This window comes from Nitrospirillum guanabarense (assembly GCF_034653355.1).
GTDB lineage: Bacteria > Pseudomonadota > Alphaproteobacteria > Azospirillales > Azospirillaceae > Nitrospirillum.
Genome location: NZ_JAYEER010000004.1, coordinates 1,402,567 through 1,419,297 on the forward strand (window position 1 = coordinate 1,402,567; position 16,731 = coordinate 1,419,297).

The following is a 16,731-nucleotide window of genomic DNA, read 5'->3' on the forward strand; positions in this document are numbered from 1 at the left end:
ATCCTGCACACGGGTATGCGTCTCATTACGTCAACGGCCCGCATTGCCACCCCCCATATGCTTGAGGGCATAGCTGTCCGCGCAGCACTCATTGTTCTTACATTGTCCGCCCTGTTGTTGATGCCCCCATTCGTGCAAAATGGTGAATCTCATTGTCTGTTCAGGTGTGGTTTTCCCGAGTCCAGGAATGTAAGTAGGCGCGGCCGCCGTTCGGAAAATTTGGCTGTAATTGCCCTTGGTGTATCCGCCAACGATTTTTCCATTATGCTCATCCGCGTCTTTTTTCGCTTCCTTCAGGGTGGAAAAAGGCAAGGCGCGATCCTCTGGCCGCAGAGAGCCAAACTGTGGAACTAATTCAAAATTGGGAAGTATTTTGTCCTCGAGGAATCCCTGCGTCGGCAAAAGCCCTTCATCCTGTAATTTCTTATATTCCTGGTTGAAAATCTCCTTCGCCTTACCCGGTGAGAGCAGATCTTTCTCTTGCACACTCAAAACGCCGCAAGCATGCGTCGCCGCTTGTGTCTGAGTGTTGGTCCGCAACGCGAAACCCGCTTGAGGCTTCGCCGCTCCCCCGCTGTCGGTCCAACACCCGTCACAGTCACGGGGCTGGTCGGGGCTGTACTTCGCCAGATTATCGTTGGCCCGCGCCAGACGAACAGCGGCGTCCCAGTCCAACTCCGGCAGGCGCAGGTGTACGGCGCGGATCATGGCCTGGGCCAGGTCGCCCCGGTTCAGGGCGCAAGCAATCTTGGTGAGGCCGGGCAAGACGGCGGTCCCCGGCTCCGCGCCGGCATAGGCGCGCTTCAGCAAGGTTTCCACGTCCGCCGCCGGGCGGACGTGGAAACCGCCGGCGCCCTTGGCCATTAAGGGGACACCGGCCAGGGCCAGGCCCTCGGCCGTGCAACTGACACCCAGGCCGCCCGGGCCGCCCGGGCCGTTGCTCAGGCGATACCGACGCTGCCAACCATCCATGCTCGCTCTCCCTGTTGCTGGAAGAGCAGCCTACGTTCTGTTTTTGTTCTTGTCAATCTAAAGGAGAAGGAGGCGGCTGTTCTCGCGTGTCGCCCCCTCTCCTCCTCCCGACGTTCCCCGCCCTGGAGCCGGGCTTATTTGCCCGCCGCGAACAGGTTCAGACCCAGCGCCTCGGCGATGGATTGCGCCGCCAGCTGGCCGCGCACGCTGTTGCCGGCGGCGTCCAGGCGGGAGGAATAGATTCCAATGGCCAGCTTGCCGGGCGCCACTGCCAGGATGCCGCCGCCCACGCCACTCTTGCCCGGCATGCCCACCTTGAACAGCCACTCGCCCGAGGTGTTGTAGAGGCCGGCGGTGGCCATGACGGCTAGCACGCGGGCGCTGGTGGCCGGGTCCACCACCGCCTTATGGCTCACCGGATTGGTGCCGCCGTTGGCCAGCGTGGCGCCCATGGTGGCCAGGTCCACGGCGCTGACGTTGTAGGAGCATTCGCGGGTGTAGAGGTCCACCGTCGCCGCCGGATCGGCGTACAGGTGGTCATAGCTTTGCAGCAGCAGGGCGATGGCCTGGTTGTGCTGGTTGCCCGCCATTTCCGACTGGTAGACGTCCTGGTTCAGGGCCAGCGACCGCCCGGCGAAGGCGGAGGCCGTGTCCAGCACCGTCTTCCAGCGGGCGGTCAGATCGGCGCCGGGCACCAGGCTGGCGGCGGCGATGGCGCCGGCGTTGACCAGGGGATTGCCGGCCGGCGGGCTGCCCGTCAGCTTGTCGTTGTTCAGCTCGATGGCCAGGACGGAGTTGAAGGGCTGGCCCGTGGCGTTCACGCCGATCTTGGCCATCACCGCGTCCGGTCCCTGGTCCTTCAGCACGCGGGCCAGCGTGAAGACCTTGGCGATCGATTCCACGGGGAACTCCTGGCCCGCGTCGCCGGCCTTGAACACCCGGCCGTCCGCCGTGACCACGGCGATACCGAACAGCTTGGGATCGGCCTTGGCGAGATAGGGGATGTAGCTGGCGTTCTCCCCCTCCATCACGCCTTTGAACTTGGCGTAGGCTTGGTCCACCGCCTGCTGGATGGCCTTGTCGCCGGGCGGCGCCTCGCGCGCCGGCGCGGCGCCGGTGCCAAGCAAGGTCAGCGACAGCGCGACGGCGGCGCCCCAGGCGCGCGCCCGCTGGGTCAAACCGGACTTCATCAAATGATCCCCCTCGTTCAGGCTGGCCGGCGTGCCGGCGCCGGTGTTTGGCGTCACTGTAGCGGGGGCGCCCGTCCGCCAAGAAGCCTTAATCGTGGGCGCATGAATCTTGGCCACATGATCTTGGCCGCATACTGGCATCCGCCCTTCCCCCTGGCCGTCCCGGCGGCTAGAACGGTGGCGGAATGATGCGTACTTCCGGGTGGCGCGGGGCGGTTGGTGTATCAGGAGGGTCGTTGGGTTGATCGTCGGCATCGATTTGGGCACCACCAATTCCGCGGTGGCCGTCTGGCGGGACGGCAAGGCGGAACTGATCCCCAACAGCCTGGGCCACCGGCTGACCCCCTCGGCCGTCAGCCTGGATGACCAGGGCACGGTGCTGGTGGGCCTGCCGGCGCGCGAACGCCAGGCCACCCACCCAACCCTGACCGCCACCGCGTTCAAGCGCCTGATGGGCTCGCAGCGCGTCACCCGCCTGGGGAAGCGCGATTTCCTGCCGGAGGAGCTGTCGGCCCTGGTGCTGAAGGCCCTGAAGGCCGACGCGGAGGCCTGGCTGGGCCAACCGGTGACCGAGGCCGTCATCACCGTGCCCGCCTATTTCAACGACAAGCAGCGCAAGGCCACGCGCCGGGCGGGCGAGCTGGCCGGCCTGAAGGTGGAACGGCTGCTGAACGAGCCCACGGCGGCGGCGCTGGCCTACGGCATCCACCAGCTGGAAGCGGAGACGCAGTTCCTGGTGTTCGACCTGGGCGGCGGCACCTTCGACGTGTCCATCCTGGAGATCTTCGAGGGCGTGATCGAGGTGCGGGCCACCAGCGGCGACAATCGCCTGGGCGGCGAGGACTTCAACGAGCTGATCGTGGACGACCTGCGCCAGCGTTTCGCCGCCGACTGGGGCCGCGACACGCGTGACAGCGATGCCCTGTACCAGCGCCTGCGCGCCGCCGCCGAACGCGCCCGCCGCGCCTTGAGCGAGCAGGCCGCCACGCCGGTGCGCGTGGTGTGGAAGGACAAGACCTATGAGTACGAGCTGACGGCGGAGGCCTTCGAGGCCAAGGCCGAAGGCCTGTTGAACCGCCTGCGCGAGCCGGTGCTGCGCGCGCTGCGCGACGGCCAACTGGAGGCGCGGTCGCTGCGCGAGATCGTGCTGGTGGGCGGGGCCACGCGCATGCCGGCGGTGCGCCGCGCCGTCACCCGCATGTTTGGCCGCTTCCCCGCCCATTCCGTGCACCCGGACGAGGCGGTGGCGCTGGGCGCCGCCGTCCAGGCCGGCCTGAAGGGCCGCGACGCCGCCCTGAACGAAGTGGTCATCACCGACGTCTGCCCCTATTCCCTGGGCGTGGACGTGGCGGAGCGCAACCCCGACGGCAGCCTGCGCACCGGCATCTTCTCCCCCATCCTGGAGCGCAACACCGTCATCCCCGCCAGCCGGGTCAGCAGCTTCCACACCCTGCAGGCCAACCAGAAGGCGGTGACCTTCACCATCTACCAGGGGGAGTCGCGCGACGTTCAGGACAACGTCGCCCTGGGTCAGGTCAGCATCCCCGTGCCGCCCCGCCCGGCCGGGGCCGTCAAGGTGGACTGCCGCTTCACCTACGACATCAATGGCCTGCTGGAGGTGGACGTCCACGTCCCGGAGACGGGGGAGCAGCGCAATCTGGTCATCACCGACGAGGAGGCCGCCAAGCCGGATGACCTGGAGGCCCGGCGCCAGGCGCTGGCGGCCCTGAAGGTCCACCCGCGCGACACCGAGGCCAACCGCGCCGTCCTGGCCCGCGCCAACCGCTGTTACGAGGACTTCCTGGGCGACAAGCGCGCCTATGTCGCCCACCTGCTGGCCCAGTTCGAAGGCATCCTGGAAGGCCAGGAGCCCCGCGCAATCGAGGCCGCCCGCCAATCCCTGAGCGAGGCGCTGGACCAGCTGGAAGGCGAGACCTACCTGTGAGCCCTTGGGACATCCTGGCGCTGGAGCCCACCGGCGACCAACTGGCCATCCGCCGCGCCTATGCCCGGCGCCTGAAGGTCACCAACCCGGAAGATGATCCGGACGGCTTCCAGGCGCTGCGCCAGGCCTATGAGCAGGCCCTGCTGCACGCCCGCCGGCAGGTGCCGGACGAAAGCCTGGCGCCGGTGGGGGGACGCCGGTGGAGGAGACGGCGGAGGCGCCGGCCCCCGCCGAGGTGACCGCTGAACCACCTCCGGCGGACGAGCCCCCCGCGGAACCCTCGGTGGATGAGGACGTCATCCGCCATGTGGCGCTGTGCAACCACCTGGGCAACCTCCTGTCCGCTCCGGCGCCCGCCGACCGGGCCGCGCTCAAGGACGCCCTGGCGGCCGTGCTGGCTTCCCCCGCCCTCACCCATATCGATGTGCAGAACGGGACGGAGGACTGGCTGGCCCGGCTGCTGCTGTCCACCGCACCCCGGTCCGACGCGCTGGTCCCCGTCGCCAGCGCCCATTTCCGCTGGGATGCGGCCAAGGCCGGCACGCAGACGCCGCTGCTGGCCGCCGTGCAGAAGCGGGGGCGCGACCTGGCCTTCCTGGCCAGGCTGCAGGGCCGGGACCACGCCTATGCCACGGCCTACCGCTTGCTGCAGGCGCCACCCAACCGGTACAGCCCGCGCCTGCGCCTGACCCTGCCGGACCTAGCCAAGGACGTGCGTGGCCTGATCACCCTGATCCGCAACGACTACCCCTCGCTGCGGGCCAATTTCGACCCAGAGGTGCTGGCGGCGTGGGAGGCCTATCTGGCGGCCGAGCCGGTCGGCGCCGGCCTGGCGTGGCTGCTGCTGGCCACGCCCCTGTTCCTGGCGGCATACGTGTCTCTGCAGGCCGGCCTGTCGCCGGAGGAGTTGGCGGCCTGGCCTGTGGGATTCCTGCTGATACCGCCCCTGCTGGCCGCCGCCGGCCTGGCCTACCGGCTGGGCGTGCGCATGCCGGCGCAATGGCTGCGGCGGCGCTGGGCCCGGGACGCCGGCCCGGCGGCCCGCCTGGGCTGGGCCCCGCTCAGCCTGGCGCTGATCCCCCTGTCATTGGTCCTGCCGCCGTCCGTCGGCATCCCCGTCGCAGCGGCGGCGGCCACCCTGGCCCTGTGGTGGGCCGGCCTGTTCCAGATGGTTTACGCCAACGACAACAGCCGCCAGGCGGTGCGCATCCTGCTGGCCAACAGCATCCCGCTGGTGTTCTGGCTGTTCTGGATCGGTTCCTTGCTGCCCCCGGCGCTGGTGCCGGCCTTCGCCGTTGCCGTCGCGGGCGCGCTGCTGGCCACCAGCATCGGCGCCGGCCTGCTGACCCGCTGGTGGTATGCCGAGGTCGGGCAGCCCCGGCGGCGCCGGGGCCTGATGGGCCTGGCGCTGGCCGGTGCCGTCACCATGGGCCTGCTGTTCGCCGCCGACACGACACCCGGCCTGTTGCCTTGGGCCGTTGCCGCCGTGACCCTGGTGCAGATCCTGGAGCGGGTGCCCGCCCTGGCCCTGTCGGGCGAGGCCGCCAAACGGCGTTACTACGCCATCTGGGGCACGGGCGTGGTGTTGCGGGTCGCCCACTCCATGGCCGGCGCGGTGACCACCCATGACGTCTTCCTGATCGGTGGCCTGGTGCTGATGGCCAGCGTGCTGGGCATGATCGCCTACCAGCTGAAACGCCCCCAGGCCGCCTGATCCGCTCGGCTGTTTCAGTCCTTCAGCGAGGCGCCCAGCCGGTCCATCAGGAAGCCGGTGCCGTGCTCGCGGGAGCCGTTGTCCTCATAGCCGTCCAGGAAGGCCCCCTGCTCGGTGATCTTCAGGGTGGTGCGGCCCTCGCCCGCCGGCGTCAGTTCCATGGTCGCCAGCGAGACGGAGATCTTCCGCGCGTCCAGATGCATGACATAGCTGTAGACGATGCGCTCGTTGGGGATGATGTCCAGGTAGTGGGCGTCGAAGGTGGAGGTGACGCCCCCCTGCCAGCGGCCCTTGGCCCGTTCCGTGCCGCCCACGCGGAAGTCCATGGTGCGCTCCAGCAATTCCCACTGGCCGGGATCGCCGCCGAACCACTTGGACTTGGCCTCCATATCCGACAGGGCGCGCCACACCCGGGCCGCCGGCGCGTCGTAGGTGCGCTGCAGGCTGAAGATGGCATGGACGGCGGAGCGCTGGGTGGGCTGCTCCCCCGTGCGGCCATCCATATGGGCGGTGTGCCTCGCCAGCTTGTCCAGGGTCTGGGACCAGCCCTCCGGCGCGCCGCCGATGGCGGCCAGCATCGCGGGATCGTAGACGGTGTAGGTCTGCACGATGTCCAACCGGGTGCCGCCCAGGGCGTCGGCGAAAGTCACCTCCGTCCAGGCGGTGAACAGCGCCTTGCCATTGCCGTCATCCACGCGCAGATCCAGCACCAGCCGGTCGGTGGGCGTGACCTCGGCGAAGCTGCCGCGCGTCCAGTGCCGCATGCCATCCGGGGCCTGCATGCACACCTCGAACGCACCCCCCACCCGCATCTCGACGGTGGCGTGGGGCACGATGAAATGCTCCGGCGCGAACCAATGTTTCACATGCTCCGCCGTGCTCCACGCCTTGAACACCGTCTCGCGCAGCGCCGGAATGGTGCGGGAGATGCACACCGGCTCGGGCCGCAGCACGTCGGCCGTCTCAACTTGGGTCATGATTCCTCTCCGTCTTCGTCTTTTAGCGTTTCGAGATACTGGCCCAGCCGATCCAGGCGACTGACCCATTCCATGCGCCGCTGATTGATCCATTGCTCCGCCAGGCTCAGCTGGGCGGCATCTATCCGGCAGGTCCGCACCCGCCCCACCTTTTCCGAGCGCACCAGGCCGGAACTCTCCAGCACGGCCAGATGCTGCATGACCGCCGGCAGGGACATTTGCAGCGGCTGCGCCAGCTCACTGACCGACGCCGGCCCGCGCACCAGCCGCTCCACCAAGGCGCGGCGGGTGGGGTCGGCAAGCGCCTGGAAGGTGAGGTCGAGGGGGGACGGTTGGTTAAGCATATGCTTTAGTAACGCGACGCAGATACTTAAGCAAGGGGTTTAGTGTCTAGGTGGCGAATTGAGGTGGGAAGCTTCCGAGATAGGAGCACTCAACCATTGAAGGCGGCGCATCACGGCGAGACATATCTAAAGCTCACCGCCATTTCCCATTTACGTCGCGACAAAAATGATCCATATTTATGTCGCGACGTAAATTGAGGTGTATCATGAATGGCTGGAAACGGTATCAGATGGGCCTGCATGGCGTTGGCCCGAATTGGGTGAGATTCTTTGGCGATGGTCTGAGCGGAACCGCATTCGAGGACTCGAATGCCGAAGGGCGCTTTGCTTGGTATGTAGCCGATAGTACTCGGCAGGGGATGAAGACGTTTAGGCATGGGCTCGCCCATAGCGTCGATGAGGCAAAGCTCGCAGCCGACGCCGCCGTCCTGGATAGGAAGCGTGGCCGGGCAGCCGCTGTGGAAGGCGAACAGACAAGCAGCACTGACCGGAACCGGCGGCGAGTTGACCGGCTATTGGCCTCGGAAACCTTGGCCCGCGGCCTAGTTGATGATCTCACCAATTTTCACAAAGAACTCGTGACAGCTGGCGATCTCAAAACGGCGGATCGAGTTGCAGCCTCGATACGGCGTGCAGCACTGGGCGCCCTGGCAGACTACATGCGGCGCACTGCGGCGTTTCGAGTTCGGTCAGGCGCCAACATGGCGTCGCCTGAAAGCATGAAAGCCGAGGAGGAGTTTGTTTTGGATATCGCGGACCAGCTCGATCAGATGGCAGACGATCCCCAAGCTACCGAACAGCTTTTCGAAGCGCTCACGGACAAGCTCCGCCAGTTGGGCGTGTTTCCTGATGGTGATCTGAATTCGGCCGTAGTGAACGGATTCTTCCTGGAGAGCCTTACAAAATCATCCGAATAGGCCTGGGACCATTTGACCGGCACTCCGACTATCTGACAGTCGCTGGTCGATAAACATAAACCCCGGCGGTGGCCCGCGCATGAAAAAGGGCCGGCGGCATGCGCCCCCGGCCCCTATCGTGTCCAGCCAACCCCAGCGGGGGAGCTTACTTGCCTTCCGGCGCCAGGCCTCGGTTCTGCAGCATGGGCCCGATGTCCGGGTCCTTGCCGTAGAAGGCGCGGAACATGGGGCCATAGTCCTCGGTGTGGCCCTTGGACAGGATCATCTGGCGGAAGCGCTCACCGTTCTCGCGCGTCAGGCCGCCATGGTCCTTGAACCAGGCGTAGCTGTCGTCATCCAGCATCTCCGTCCACAGGTAGGCGTAGTAGCCGGCGGCGTAGCCGTTGCCCCAGATGTGCAGGAAATAGCTGGAGCGGTAGCGCGGCGGCACATCGTCCACATCCAGGCCGGTCTTGGCCAGGGCGTCCTTCTCGAAGGCGTCCACGTCCTGCTTGGGCGCGTCGGCCGGCAGGCTGTGCCATTCCAGGTCCAGCAGGGCGGCGGCGACAAGCTCGCCCAGGGCGTAGCCCTGGTTGAAGGTGGCGGCCTTCTTGATCTTCTCCACCAGTTCGGCCGGCATGGCCTCGCCCGTCTGGTAATTCTTGGCGTAGTGGGCCAGGACCTTGGGGTCCAGCGCCCAGTGCTCGTTGAACTGCGACGGGAACTCGACGAAGTCGCGCGCCACGTTGGTGCCCGACAGCGTCTCATAGGTCTGGTTGGCGAACAGGCCGTGCAGGGCATGGCCGAATTCGTGGAACATGGTGGTGACGTCGCTGAAGCTGATCAGCGCCGGCTGGCCCGGGGCGGGTTTGGTGAAGTTGCAGACGTTGTAGACCACGGGCTTGGTGCCCAGCAGCTTGGACTGCTGGACGAAGTTGGACATCCAGGCCCCGCCCGACTTGTTGTCGCGCTTGAAGTAGTCGAAATACATCAGGCCCAATGCCGAGCCATCCTTGTCGATCACGTCGTAGACCAGCACGTCGGGCTGGTAGACGGGGATGTCGGTGCGGCGCTTGAAGGTCAGGCCGTACAGCTGGTTGGCGGCGTAGAACACGCCCTCCTCCAGCACGGTGTGGAGTTCGAAATAGGGCTTCAGCGCGCCCTCGTCCAGGTCGTACTTGGCCTTGCGCACCTGCTCGGCGTACTTGTCCCAGTCCCAGGGCTTCAGGGCGAAATCCTGGCCGTCCTTCTTGATCTGGTCCTGGATCTCCGCCGCCTCACGCTTCTGTTCCGCCGCCAGCGCCGGCACCATGCCCTTCATGAAGCCTTCCGCCGCCTCCGGCGTCACCGCCATCTGGTCGGCCAGGACGTAAGCCGCGTAGTTGGGGAAGCCCAGCAGCTTGGCCTTCCGCGCCCGCAGGTTGGCGATGTCGGAGATGGTGGCGCGGGTGTCGTTGGCGTCGCCCTTCTCGGCGCGGGTCCAGCCGCGCTCGAACAGGGCCTGGCGCGTGGCCCGGTCGTCGAGGGAGGACAGCGCCGGCTGCTGCGTGGTGTTCTGCAGCGGCACCAGGTACTTGCCCTCCAGCTTGCGGCCCTTGGCGGCCTCGGCGGCGGCGGCGATGGCGCCATCGCCCATGCCGGCCAGCTTGGCCTTGTCATCCACCACCAGGCCGCCGGCCTTGGCCGCCGCCACCAGCTTCTGCTGGAAGGCGGTCTCCAGCGACGACAGCTTGGTGTTGAGCGCGCGCAGCTTGACCTTGTCGGCGTCGCTCAGCTTGGCGCCGGCACGGATGAACTGCTGGTAATAGACCTTCAGCAGCTGGGCCTGCTCCGGGTTCAGGCCCAGGCGGTCACGCGCGTCGTACAGCGTCTTGACCCGCTGGAACAGCTTCGCGTTCAGGTAGATGGCGTCATTGTGCTGCGCCAGCAGGGGCGACACCGTGGTCTGCACCTTGTCCAGCGCGTCGTTGGTGTTGGCCTGCACCACGCCGAAGAAGACCTGGCTGACCCGGTCCAGCATGCGGCCGGATTTCTCCATCTCCACCAGGGTGTTGTCGAAGGTGGGGGCCGCCGGGTTGTCGGCGATCTTCTTGATCTCGGCCAGCTGGATCTTCATGCCCTGCTTGAAGGCGGGCAGGTAGTCGCTGTCCTTGATGAGGTCGAAGCGGGGCGCTTCGAGCGGCAGGGTGCTGGCGGTGGCGAAGGGATTGGCGCCGGGCGTGGCCGGCTTCGCCGCCAGCGCCGGGGCGGCGGCGAGCGTCGCGAGCGCCAGCGCGCCCACGGTTCCAAGCAGAACGGTACGTGTCATCGGGATCCCCTGACAGTCTCTTGTTTCGTTTCCCCGCCCATCGACGTCCGCCGATCGACGGGGTGGCCAGGCGGATCCCCCCGCAGGGTCCCGCCGAAGGGGGAGGTTGTATCACGTCTGGTGAAGGATCGTTGCCCCTTCCGTACCGGCACGGGGCCGGAACGTGCGGCATTTTCCGCGTCTGGACGGCCCCACGCCCCATCACGGGTGCATGCGGGCGCCCTTGGTGACCTTGTCCACCAGCTTCTTGTCGGCACGGATGCCGATGCCCACCACCCGCGCGTCCTCCGGCCCGAAGTCGGCGAAGACGGCGCGGTTGGCGGCGTCGTGGCCGGTGCTGAACATCTCCTCGATATACAGCGAGGCGCGCAGGCCCCGCTCCAGGGTGCGGCGGTGGATGGCGGCCATCGTCCCCGCGTCCGCCGCCAGCACGATGACCGGCTGCACCGACAGCGGATTGTAGACGGTGCCGGAACGGTCACGGTAGGCTTCGCCGATGATCTCCGGACATTGGGCGACGATGCCGCTGGTCAGGAAGGCGGTGACGTTCAGCGCCTGCCAGGCGGCCAGGTCTTCGCGCAGGACGAGGGCGATTTTGGTGTCGAACATCAAGACAGGATCCTTGTGGCCGGAGAAGGCCCCGACTGTGGCGGGCGCCCCCGGCCCCGGTCTTGGACGTTCGTGCGGGCCGACCGGCGGCGGTGTGGCTGACGGCATCACCGCCGCGCCCGCCTTCCCGGGCATCGAGCGCATCGAAGCGCGCTTTCATGGGGACGCCTTCAGTCCCCATCGCCATGACACCTATGGCCTGGGCGTCACCCTGCACGGCGTCCAGACCTTCCACTACCGGGGCCAGCGGCGCTACAGCCAGCCCGGCAACGTCATCATCCTGCACCCGGATGAGGAGCATGACGGCGGCGCCGGCACCGACGAGACGCTGCGCTACCGCATGCTGTACCTGGAGCCGTCGTTGTTGCGCCGCTGCCTGGACGCCGACGGCCAGTCGGGTGACGCCCTGCCCTTCGTCGGACAACCGGTACTGGCGGATGCCGAGTTGCGCCAGATTCTGCTGCCGGCGCTCAGTTCCCTGGATGAGGGGCTGGAGGATTTGGCGGTGAACGACCTGCTGGTCCGTCTGGCCGGCGCCCTGGCGCGCCACGCCGGCGCCAAGGCCAGGCGCCTGGGCCTGCTGGCCCAGCGCCAGGCCCATCAGGCGCGCGATTATCTCGAGGCCAACGCCCTCAACGCCGTCCGTTCGGAGGATTTGGAGGCGGTGACCGGCCTGGACCGCTATGCCCTGGCCCGCCACTTCCGCGCCCTGTTCGCCACCAGCCCGCACCGCTTCCTGGTGATGCGCCGGCTGCAGCACGCCCGCCGCATGATCACGGAGGGGGAGCCCTTGGCCGATGTGGCGGCCGCCACCGGCTTCGCCGACCAGAGCCACCTGAACCGCCATTTCAAGAAGGCCTACGGCATGACGCCGGGGCGCTGGGCCATCCTGGTCGGGCCAACGGAGCCAGGCCCGCGGATGCGGGCGCCCGGGAACTGAGGGCTCAGCCAACGGACAGCAGCGGCGCGGCGGGGCCCCAAACCGGCGTATCCTTGTCCTTCAACCGCCGCCCCTGATCCAGCAGGCGCTGGACGGCCGGCGTCATGATCAGGTCGAACCGGGACCGCGGGTGTAGCGGGTGGCCGACAGGGTGGCGGACACAGCGCTGATCTTCGTGTCCATGAAGCCGGTTGCCCGCATCCAGGCGCGCACCGGGGCCTCGCCGAAGGTGGTCTTGGGGCCCTTGCCGTGGATGATCCACAGGGCGTCCCCGGCCGGCAGGCTGGCGTGCGCCGCCACCGCCCGCTCCAGATCGGCCGCGTTTTCCACCATCGCCAGCGCCAGGCGGGCCTCCGCCGGGGTGGCGGCAACCGCCCCCTCCAACGCCTCCACCAAGGCGGGGTCGTCCACCCTGCCGATGACCAGGACGGGCGCCGCCGGGCCCACGCCCAGCTTCTGCGCCAGACTGGGCGGCGGGGTGGTCAGTTTCTTGGCCCAGCGGGCGGCGGCGACACCCAGGGTCAGGATCAGCCGGCCATCCGGCGTGGCCAGAACCAGATCATCGCCCTCGACCGCCACGGCGGTAATCGCAGCCAGCGGCAAGGTGCGCCGCACTTCACCGCGCAGGATCAGTTCCCGGCTTTCCAGCAGGGCCTTCACCTCACCGGCGCCACCGTTCCAGGTGGCGTGACAGACAGCCTCAAGTCCCATGACAAGCCCCCGTTTGGTCGGCGGCGGAACGGCTCAGCGCTGGGCCGTCGCCAGTTTGATCGCCAGCCCGACGAAGACCAGGCCGGCGACGCGGTTCAGGATGGTTTGCGCGTTGCTGGACCGGGCCAGCCAGCGGTTCAAGCCGCCCGCCAGAACGGCGATGGTGGAGAAGCACACCAGCGCCACGGCGGCGAACACGGCCCCCAGCAGGAAGATTTGCGCGGTGACGCCGCCCCGCTCGGGCGACGCGAACTGCGGCAGGAAGGCAAGGAAGAAGATGGCCACCTTGGGGTTGGTCACGTTCATGACGATGCCCCGGCCATAAAGGGCAAGGGGGCGTTGCGCCCCGCCTTGGCGCCGCCCAGCGCCTCCGGCGACGCGCGGAAGGACTTGTAGGCCAGGTACAGCAGGTAGGCGGCACCGGCGGCCTTCAGCAGGGTGAAGGCCAACTGCGACTGCTGGAAGATGACGGCCACGCCCAGCGCCACGGCGGTCGTGTGCACCACCAGGCCGGTGCACAGGCCCAGCGTCACCATCACCCCGGCCCGCCAGCCCCGCGCCGCCGACAGGGTCAGCACGAACAGATTATCCGGCCCCGGCACGAAGGCCAGGATGGCGGCGGCCGTGATGAAGGTGAGCAGGATTTCCAAGGGCAGCATGGGCGCGATCTCAAGGTCTTGGCGGAAAAAGTGTTCAATCACCGATCCTTCCAGACTTTTACCGTCCCGGCCACTGTCCTTATCGCGTCCGGCCGGTATACTGCCCGGACCTTACCCGCATCGAGAGCCGCCTTGCCCGCTCCTCCCCACCTGACGGTCTGGTACAACACCAAATGCCCCGTCTGTAACGCGGGCATCGACTGGCAGACCAACCGCCTGGTACGGGCCGCCCGCGCCGGTGTCATCGCCTTCCGCGACATCAATCTTGAGCCGGAGGCGCTGGCCCGCTTCGGCGCGGATGTGGAGGCCGTGCGCCGCCGCCTGCACGGGACCGACGCCGACGGCCGCCTGCTGGTGGGTGCGGACTGCGCCATCGCCATCTGGCGCCACACGCCGGGCGACGCCTGGCTGGCCACCCTGCTGGGCAACCGCGTGATCCGCCCCCTCACCCGCCTCGCCTACGACCGCTTCGCCGATGTGCTGTACGCCTGGAACCGGCGCAAGGGGCACTGGTGACCGGTTCGGGTCATCCTTCGACGCTGTTGTCGGCCACCCACTGGCGAAACGCGCTTTCCGACAAGTCGCCAGCAGCGACGGACTGAATCATATCGGTGGCTTCCCGCTCGCTCACGTCCAAGAAAAGTCCATTCAGGATCAAGGTGGTTCCCAACGCGACGAAGCCGGCGCGTTTGTTGCCATCGACGAAGGGGTGGTTGCGCAGAATACTGACGCATACCGCCGCCGCCAGATCGAACACCGTGACCGGGTTCTCGGCATACGCGACGATTTGATGGGCGCGGGCCAGTGACGCCTCCAGCGCCCCACGATCCCGCAGGCCCGGCGCGCCGCCGTGTTCCGCCAGCAGTTCCGTGTGCAGGTCAATGATCGCTTCGATAGGCGGGAAAACAAGTCCCGTCACTTGGCCAGCACCGCCATGGCGCGGCGGTACCGGGTGGAAAATGCCCGGCCAGCCTCCATGGCTTTGCTGTAATCGTCGCTGGACTTGGCGATCTCAATGCGCCCGTCGCGCACTGACAGCGTGACCTCATCACCCCGATCCAGGCGCGCCTCCGTCAGCACATCGCGGGGGATGGTGATGCCCGTTGAGTTTCCAACCTTGGTCAACTTGGTGGTGTGCATGGGCGCGCTCCTTACATCGCCGCACACTATGTAATAACAAATGTTCCTACGTCAATGTCCCCATTACTTGGCTACTCCGCCGCCTGCACCGCCGGCAGCGGCGCCGGTTCCAGCGTCACGGCCACACCGCTCAGCACAGCGTTGCCGGACAGCGGGTCGCGCAGGATCTCGTCCAGCAGGGCGTTCAGGTTGGCGCCCGGGCGCTGGCTGGCCAGGCCCAGGCGGGCGCCGTCGGCGTCGTGGCCCCAGCCGTGGGGCAGGCTGACGACGCCGGGCATCATGTCGGCGCTGACGGCAACCTGCACCTCAATGGCCCGGCCGGCGCGGGACAGGCGAGCCCTGCCGCCGTGCACCACGCCGTGGCGGCGGGCGTCGTCCGGGTGCACCAGCACCGTGCAGCGGAACGGTCCCTTGGCCAGGATGGGCAGGTTGTGCATCCAGCTGTTGTTGGAGCGCAGGTCGCGTCGTCCGATGATGACCAGATCCGGTGCCGGCTGGTCCAGCGCCGCCACGGCGCGGGCCAGGTCCGCCACCAGGATGGCGGGCGCCAGCTCGATGCGGCCGCTGGGGGTGCGCAGCACCTCCGGAATGCGGGGCTGCAGGGCGCCCAGGTCGATGCCGCCGACGCTGTCCGATACGGCGGCCAAGGTCAGGCCACTCGGCTTGCGGCCGAAGCCGTCGCCATAGGGGCCCGCGCGCAGCGCCAGGTCCAGCAGGCGCTCTGGCCCCGTCCAGCGCGAGACGGCGGCCAGGACGGCAGCGGCATGGTCGCCCGCCCAGCGCGCCACCTCCGCCGCCACCATGGCATCATCCAGGGCCGCCGGGTCGGCATCGGCCCCCTTGCCTTCCGCGATGGCCGCCAGCTTCAGCAGCACCTGCCATTCCGCCAAAACGCCCTCGCCCCGGGGAAGCAGAGCCGGGCTGTAGCGGGCGTGGTTGCGGTAGGACAGCTGGGGGAAGGCGACGTCGTAGTGGCTGTCCTGGAAGGGCGACACGCCGGGCAGGACGACGTCGGCATGCCGCGTCGTCTCGTTCAGGTAGATGTCGACACTGACCATCAGGTCCAGCTGGTCCAGCGCCCGGGCCAGGCGGTCGCCGTTGGGGGATGACAGCACGGGATTGCCGGCCACTGTGAACAGGGCCCGTACCTGGCCCTCGCCCGGCGTCTCGATCTCCTCCGCCAGGCAGCCCACGGGCAGCTCGCCATACACCTCCGGCGCGTTCGACACACGGGAGCGGCGGCGGCCCAGCGGCACGCCGCGCCCCGTGCCGCCCTTCCCCACCGTGTTGGCGGCGAAGGCGGCTGCCTTGGGGAACAGGGCGCCGCCCGGCGCGTCCAAATTGCCGGTCAGGACGTTGACGGCGTCCACCAGCCAGCTGGCCAGGGTGCCGAAAGCCTGGGTGCAGGTGCCGATGCGGCCGTACAGCACCGCCGGCACCGAGCCCGCCAGGTCCCGCGCCAGGCCGCGGATGGTGTCGGCGGGGATGGCGGTGTGGGCGGCGGCCCGTTCCGGGGTGAATGGGGCGATGGCGGCGCGCAGTTCCTCAACACCCGTCACGTGGTCCGCCAGGCGGTCCAGCCGCACCAGCTTCTCCTCGAACAGGATGTGGACCAGGGCCGCCAGCAGGAAGACGTCGCTACCCGGGCGGATGAAGTGATGCTCATCGGCCAGGGCCGCCGTCTCCGTCCGCCGTGGGTCTATCACCACCAGCCGGCCGCCCCGCGCCTTAAGGTCCAGCGCCTTGCCCCGGAAGTCGGGCACCGTCCACAGGCTGCCGTTGGACGCCATGGGGTTGCCGCCCAGGATGACCATCAGCTTGGTGCGCTCGATATCCGGCACGGGAATGCTCAGCCAATGGCCGAACATCAGGCCGCTGGACAACTGCTTGGGCATCTGGTCCAGGGTGGAGGCGGAATAGATGTTGCGCGTCCCCAGCGCCCGCGCCAGCACCGGCGTGTACAGCAGCAGGCCCATCTTGTGGGCGGCGGGGTTACCGATGTAGGTCGCCGCCGCATCGCGGCCGTGGGTTTCCAGCAGGGGCGTCAGCCGCCGCTCGATCTCGGCGAAGGCTTCCTCATACGTCGCCTCGACGAAGCGGCCGTCGCGCTTGATCAGCGGCGTGCGCAGCCGGTCGGGATCCTCGTGCAAATCCTTGAGCGCGACACCCTTGGGGCAGATGTAGCCGTGGCTGAAAACATCGGCGTCATGCCCCCGGATGCGGGTGACGGCGCCGTCCACCAGCGTGACCTCCAGGCCGCAGCACGCCTCGCACAGCGGGCAGATGCGGTGGGCGATGGTTTCAGTACCAGTCACGGGCGGGCCTC

Annotated in this window: 18 protein-coding genes; 6 read left to right on the plus strand and 12 right to left on the minus strand. The window is 68.0% G+C overall.

Annotation, left to right across the window (positions count from 1 at the left end; all coding sequences use genetic code 11):
- Positions 1–30 precede the first annotated feature (30 nt).
- Positions 31–972 (minus strand): hypothetical protein, encoded by a 942-nt coding sequence (locus UAA55_RS24470; RefSeq protein ID WP_322956048.1) that lies wholly within the window; start codon positions 970–972, stop codon positions 31–33.
- A gap of 134 nt (positions 973–1,106) precedes the next feature.
- Positions 1,107–2,162, minus strand: coding sequence for a glutaminase A (gene glsA, locus UAA55_RS24475; protein ID WP_322956049.1), 1,056 nt, complete (start codon positions 2,160–2,162; stop codon positions 1,107–1,109).
- Between the two features lie 241 nt (positions 2,163–2,403).
- Between glsA and UAA55_RS24480 the strand changes: the two genes are divergently transcribed.
- The 3 genes from UAA55_RS24480 to UAA55_RS24490 are packed head-to-tail and all read left to right on the plus strand — an operon-like array spanning position 2,404 to position 5,821.
- Positions 2,404–4,107: an Hsp70 family protein gene (locus UAA55_RS24480; RefSeq protein WP_322956050.1), complete on the plus strand. Its 1,704-nt coding sequence runs from the start codon at positions 2,404–2,406 to the stop codon at positions 4,105–4,107.
- Positions 4,104–4,346, plus strand: coding sequence for a J domain-containing protein (locus UAA55_RS24485; RefSeq protein ID WP_322956051.1), 243 nt, complete (start codon positions 4,104–4,106; stop codon positions 4,344–4,346). The genes UAA55_RS24480 and UAA55_RS24485 overlap by 4 nt, the downstream gene beginning before the upstream one ends.
- Positions 4,307–5,821, plus strand: a complete 1,515-nt coding sequence (locus UAA55_RS24490; RefSeq protein ID WP_322956052.1) for a hypothetical protein — start codon at positions 4,307–4,309, stop codon at positions 5,819–5,821. Before UAA55_RS24485 ends, UAA55_RS24490 begins: the two co-directional genes overlap by 40 nt.
- 14 nt (positions 5,822–5,835) lie before the next feature.
- Here the strand turns inward: UAA55_RS24490 and UAA55_RS24495 are convergent, their stop codons facing one another.
- Both UAA55_RS24495 and UAA55_RS24500 read right to left on the minus strand, forming a co-directional pair.
- On the minus strand, positions 5,836–6,798 hold the full coding sequence (locus UAA55_RS24495) for an SRPBCC family protein (protein ID WP_322956054.1): 963 nt from the start codon (positions 6,796–6,798) through the stop codon (positions 5,836–5,838).
- Positions 6,795–7,142: an ArsR/SmtB family transcription factor gene (locus UAA55_RS24500; protein WP_322956056.1), complete on the minus strand. Its 348-nt coding sequence runs from the start codon at positions 7,140–7,142 to the stop codon at positions 6,795–6,797. Before UAA55_RS24500 ends, UAA55_RS24495 begins: the two co-directional genes overlap by 4 nt.
- Before the next feature lie 230 nt (positions 7,143–7,372).
- On the opposite strand from UAA55_RS24500, the gene UAA55_RS24505 reads away from it, so the two are divergent.
- On the plus strand, positions 7,373–8,059 hold the full coding sequence (locus UAA55_RS24505) for a hypothetical protein (RefSeq protein ID WP_322956057.1): 687 nt from the start codon (positions 7,373–7,375) through the stop codon (positions 8,057–8,059).
- Between the two features lie 145 nt (positions 8,060–8,204).
- On the opposite strand, the gene dcp is transcribed toward UAA55_RS24505, so the two are convergent.
- Complete coding sequence (dcp, locus tag UAA55_RS24510) at positions 8,205–10,346, minus strand: peptidyl-dipeptidase Dcp (RefSeq protein ID WP_322956058.1); 2,142 nt, start codon at positions 10,344–10,346, stop codon at positions 8,205–8,207.
- A 201-nt stretch (positions 10,347–10,547) separates the two neighbouring features.
- Positions 10,548–10,955, minus strand: coding sequence for a DUF2000 family protein (locus UAA55_RS24515; RefSeq protein ID WP_322956059.1), 408 nt, complete (start codon positions 10,953–10,955; stop codon positions 10,548–10,550).
- Between the two features lie 94 nt (positions 10,956–11,049).
- Between UAA55_RS24515 and UAA55_RS24520 the strand changes: the two genes are divergently transcribed.
- Entirely contained in the window at positions 11,050–11,895 is an 846-nt protein-coding gene (locus UAA55_RS24520; protein ID WP_322956060.1) for an AraC family transcriptional regulator, read from the plus strand.
- A 108-nt stretch (positions 11,896–12,003) separates the two neighbouring features.
- Here UAA55_RS24520 and UAA55_RS24525 read toward each other — a convergent pair whose 3' ends face one another.
- The 3 genes from UAA55_RS24525 to UAA55_RS24535 are packed head-to-tail and all read right to left on the minus strand — an operon-like array spanning position 12,004 to position 13,265.
- A complete protein-coding gene (locus UAA55_RS24525; RefSeq protein ID WP_322956061.1) occupies positions 12,004–12,606 on the minus strand; it encodes a hypothetical protein in 603 nt (200 codons plus the stop codon).
- A gap of 33 nt (positions 12,607–12,639) precedes the next feature.
- The gene (locus UAA55_RS24530; protein ID WP_322956062.1) at positions 12,640–12,912 is read right to left on the minus strand and encodes a LysE family translocator; all 273 of its coding nucleotides are present in this window, start codon (positions 12,910–12,912) and stop codon (positions 12,640–12,642) included.
- Positions 12,909–13,265 (minus strand): LysE family translocator, encoded by a 357-nt coding sequence (locus tag UAA55_RS24535; RefSeq protein WP_322956064.1) that lies wholly within the window; start codon positions 13,263–13,265, stop codon positions 12,909–12,911. Before UAA55_RS24535 ends, UAA55_RS24530 begins: the two co-directional genes overlap by 4 nt.
- A gap of 132 nt (positions 13,266–13,397) precedes the next feature.
- Between UAA55_RS24535 and UAA55_RS24540 the strand changes: the two genes are divergently transcribed.
- A complete protein-coding gene (locus UAA55_RS24540; protein WP_322956066.1) occupies positions 13,398–13,781 on the plus strand; it encodes a thiol-disulfide oxidoreductase DCC family protein in 384 nt (127 codons plus the stop codon).
- A 10-nt stretch (positions 13,782–13,791) separates the two neighbouring features.
- Here UAA55_RS24540 and UAA55_RS24545 read toward each other — a convergent pair whose 3' ends face one another.
- From UAA55_RS24545 to UAA55_RS24555, 3 genes are all read right to left on the minus strand, one after another.
- The gene (locus tag UAA55_RS24545; protein WP_322956068.1) at positions 13,792–14,184 is read right to left on the minus strand and encodes a type II toxin-antitoxin system death-on-curing family toxin; all 393 of its coding nucleotides are present in this window, start codon (positions 14,182–14,184) and stop codon (positions 13,792–13,794) included.
- Entirely contained in the window at positions 14,181–14,405 is a 225-nt protein-coding gene (locus UAA55_RS24550; protein WP_088871631.1) for an AbrB/MazE/SpoVT family DNA-binding domain-containing protein, read from the minus strand. The genes UAA55_RS24545 and UAA55_RS24550 overlap by 4 nt, the downstream gene beginning before the upstream one ends.
- 71 nt (positions 14,406–14,476) lie before the next feature.
- A complete protein-coding gene (locus tag UAA55_RS24555) occupies positions 14,477–16,720 on the minus strand; it encodes a molybdopterin-dependent oxidoreductase (protein WP_322956070.1) in 2,244 nt (747 codons plus the stop codon).
- Between the last annotated feature and the right edge of the window lie 11 nt (positions 16,721–16,731).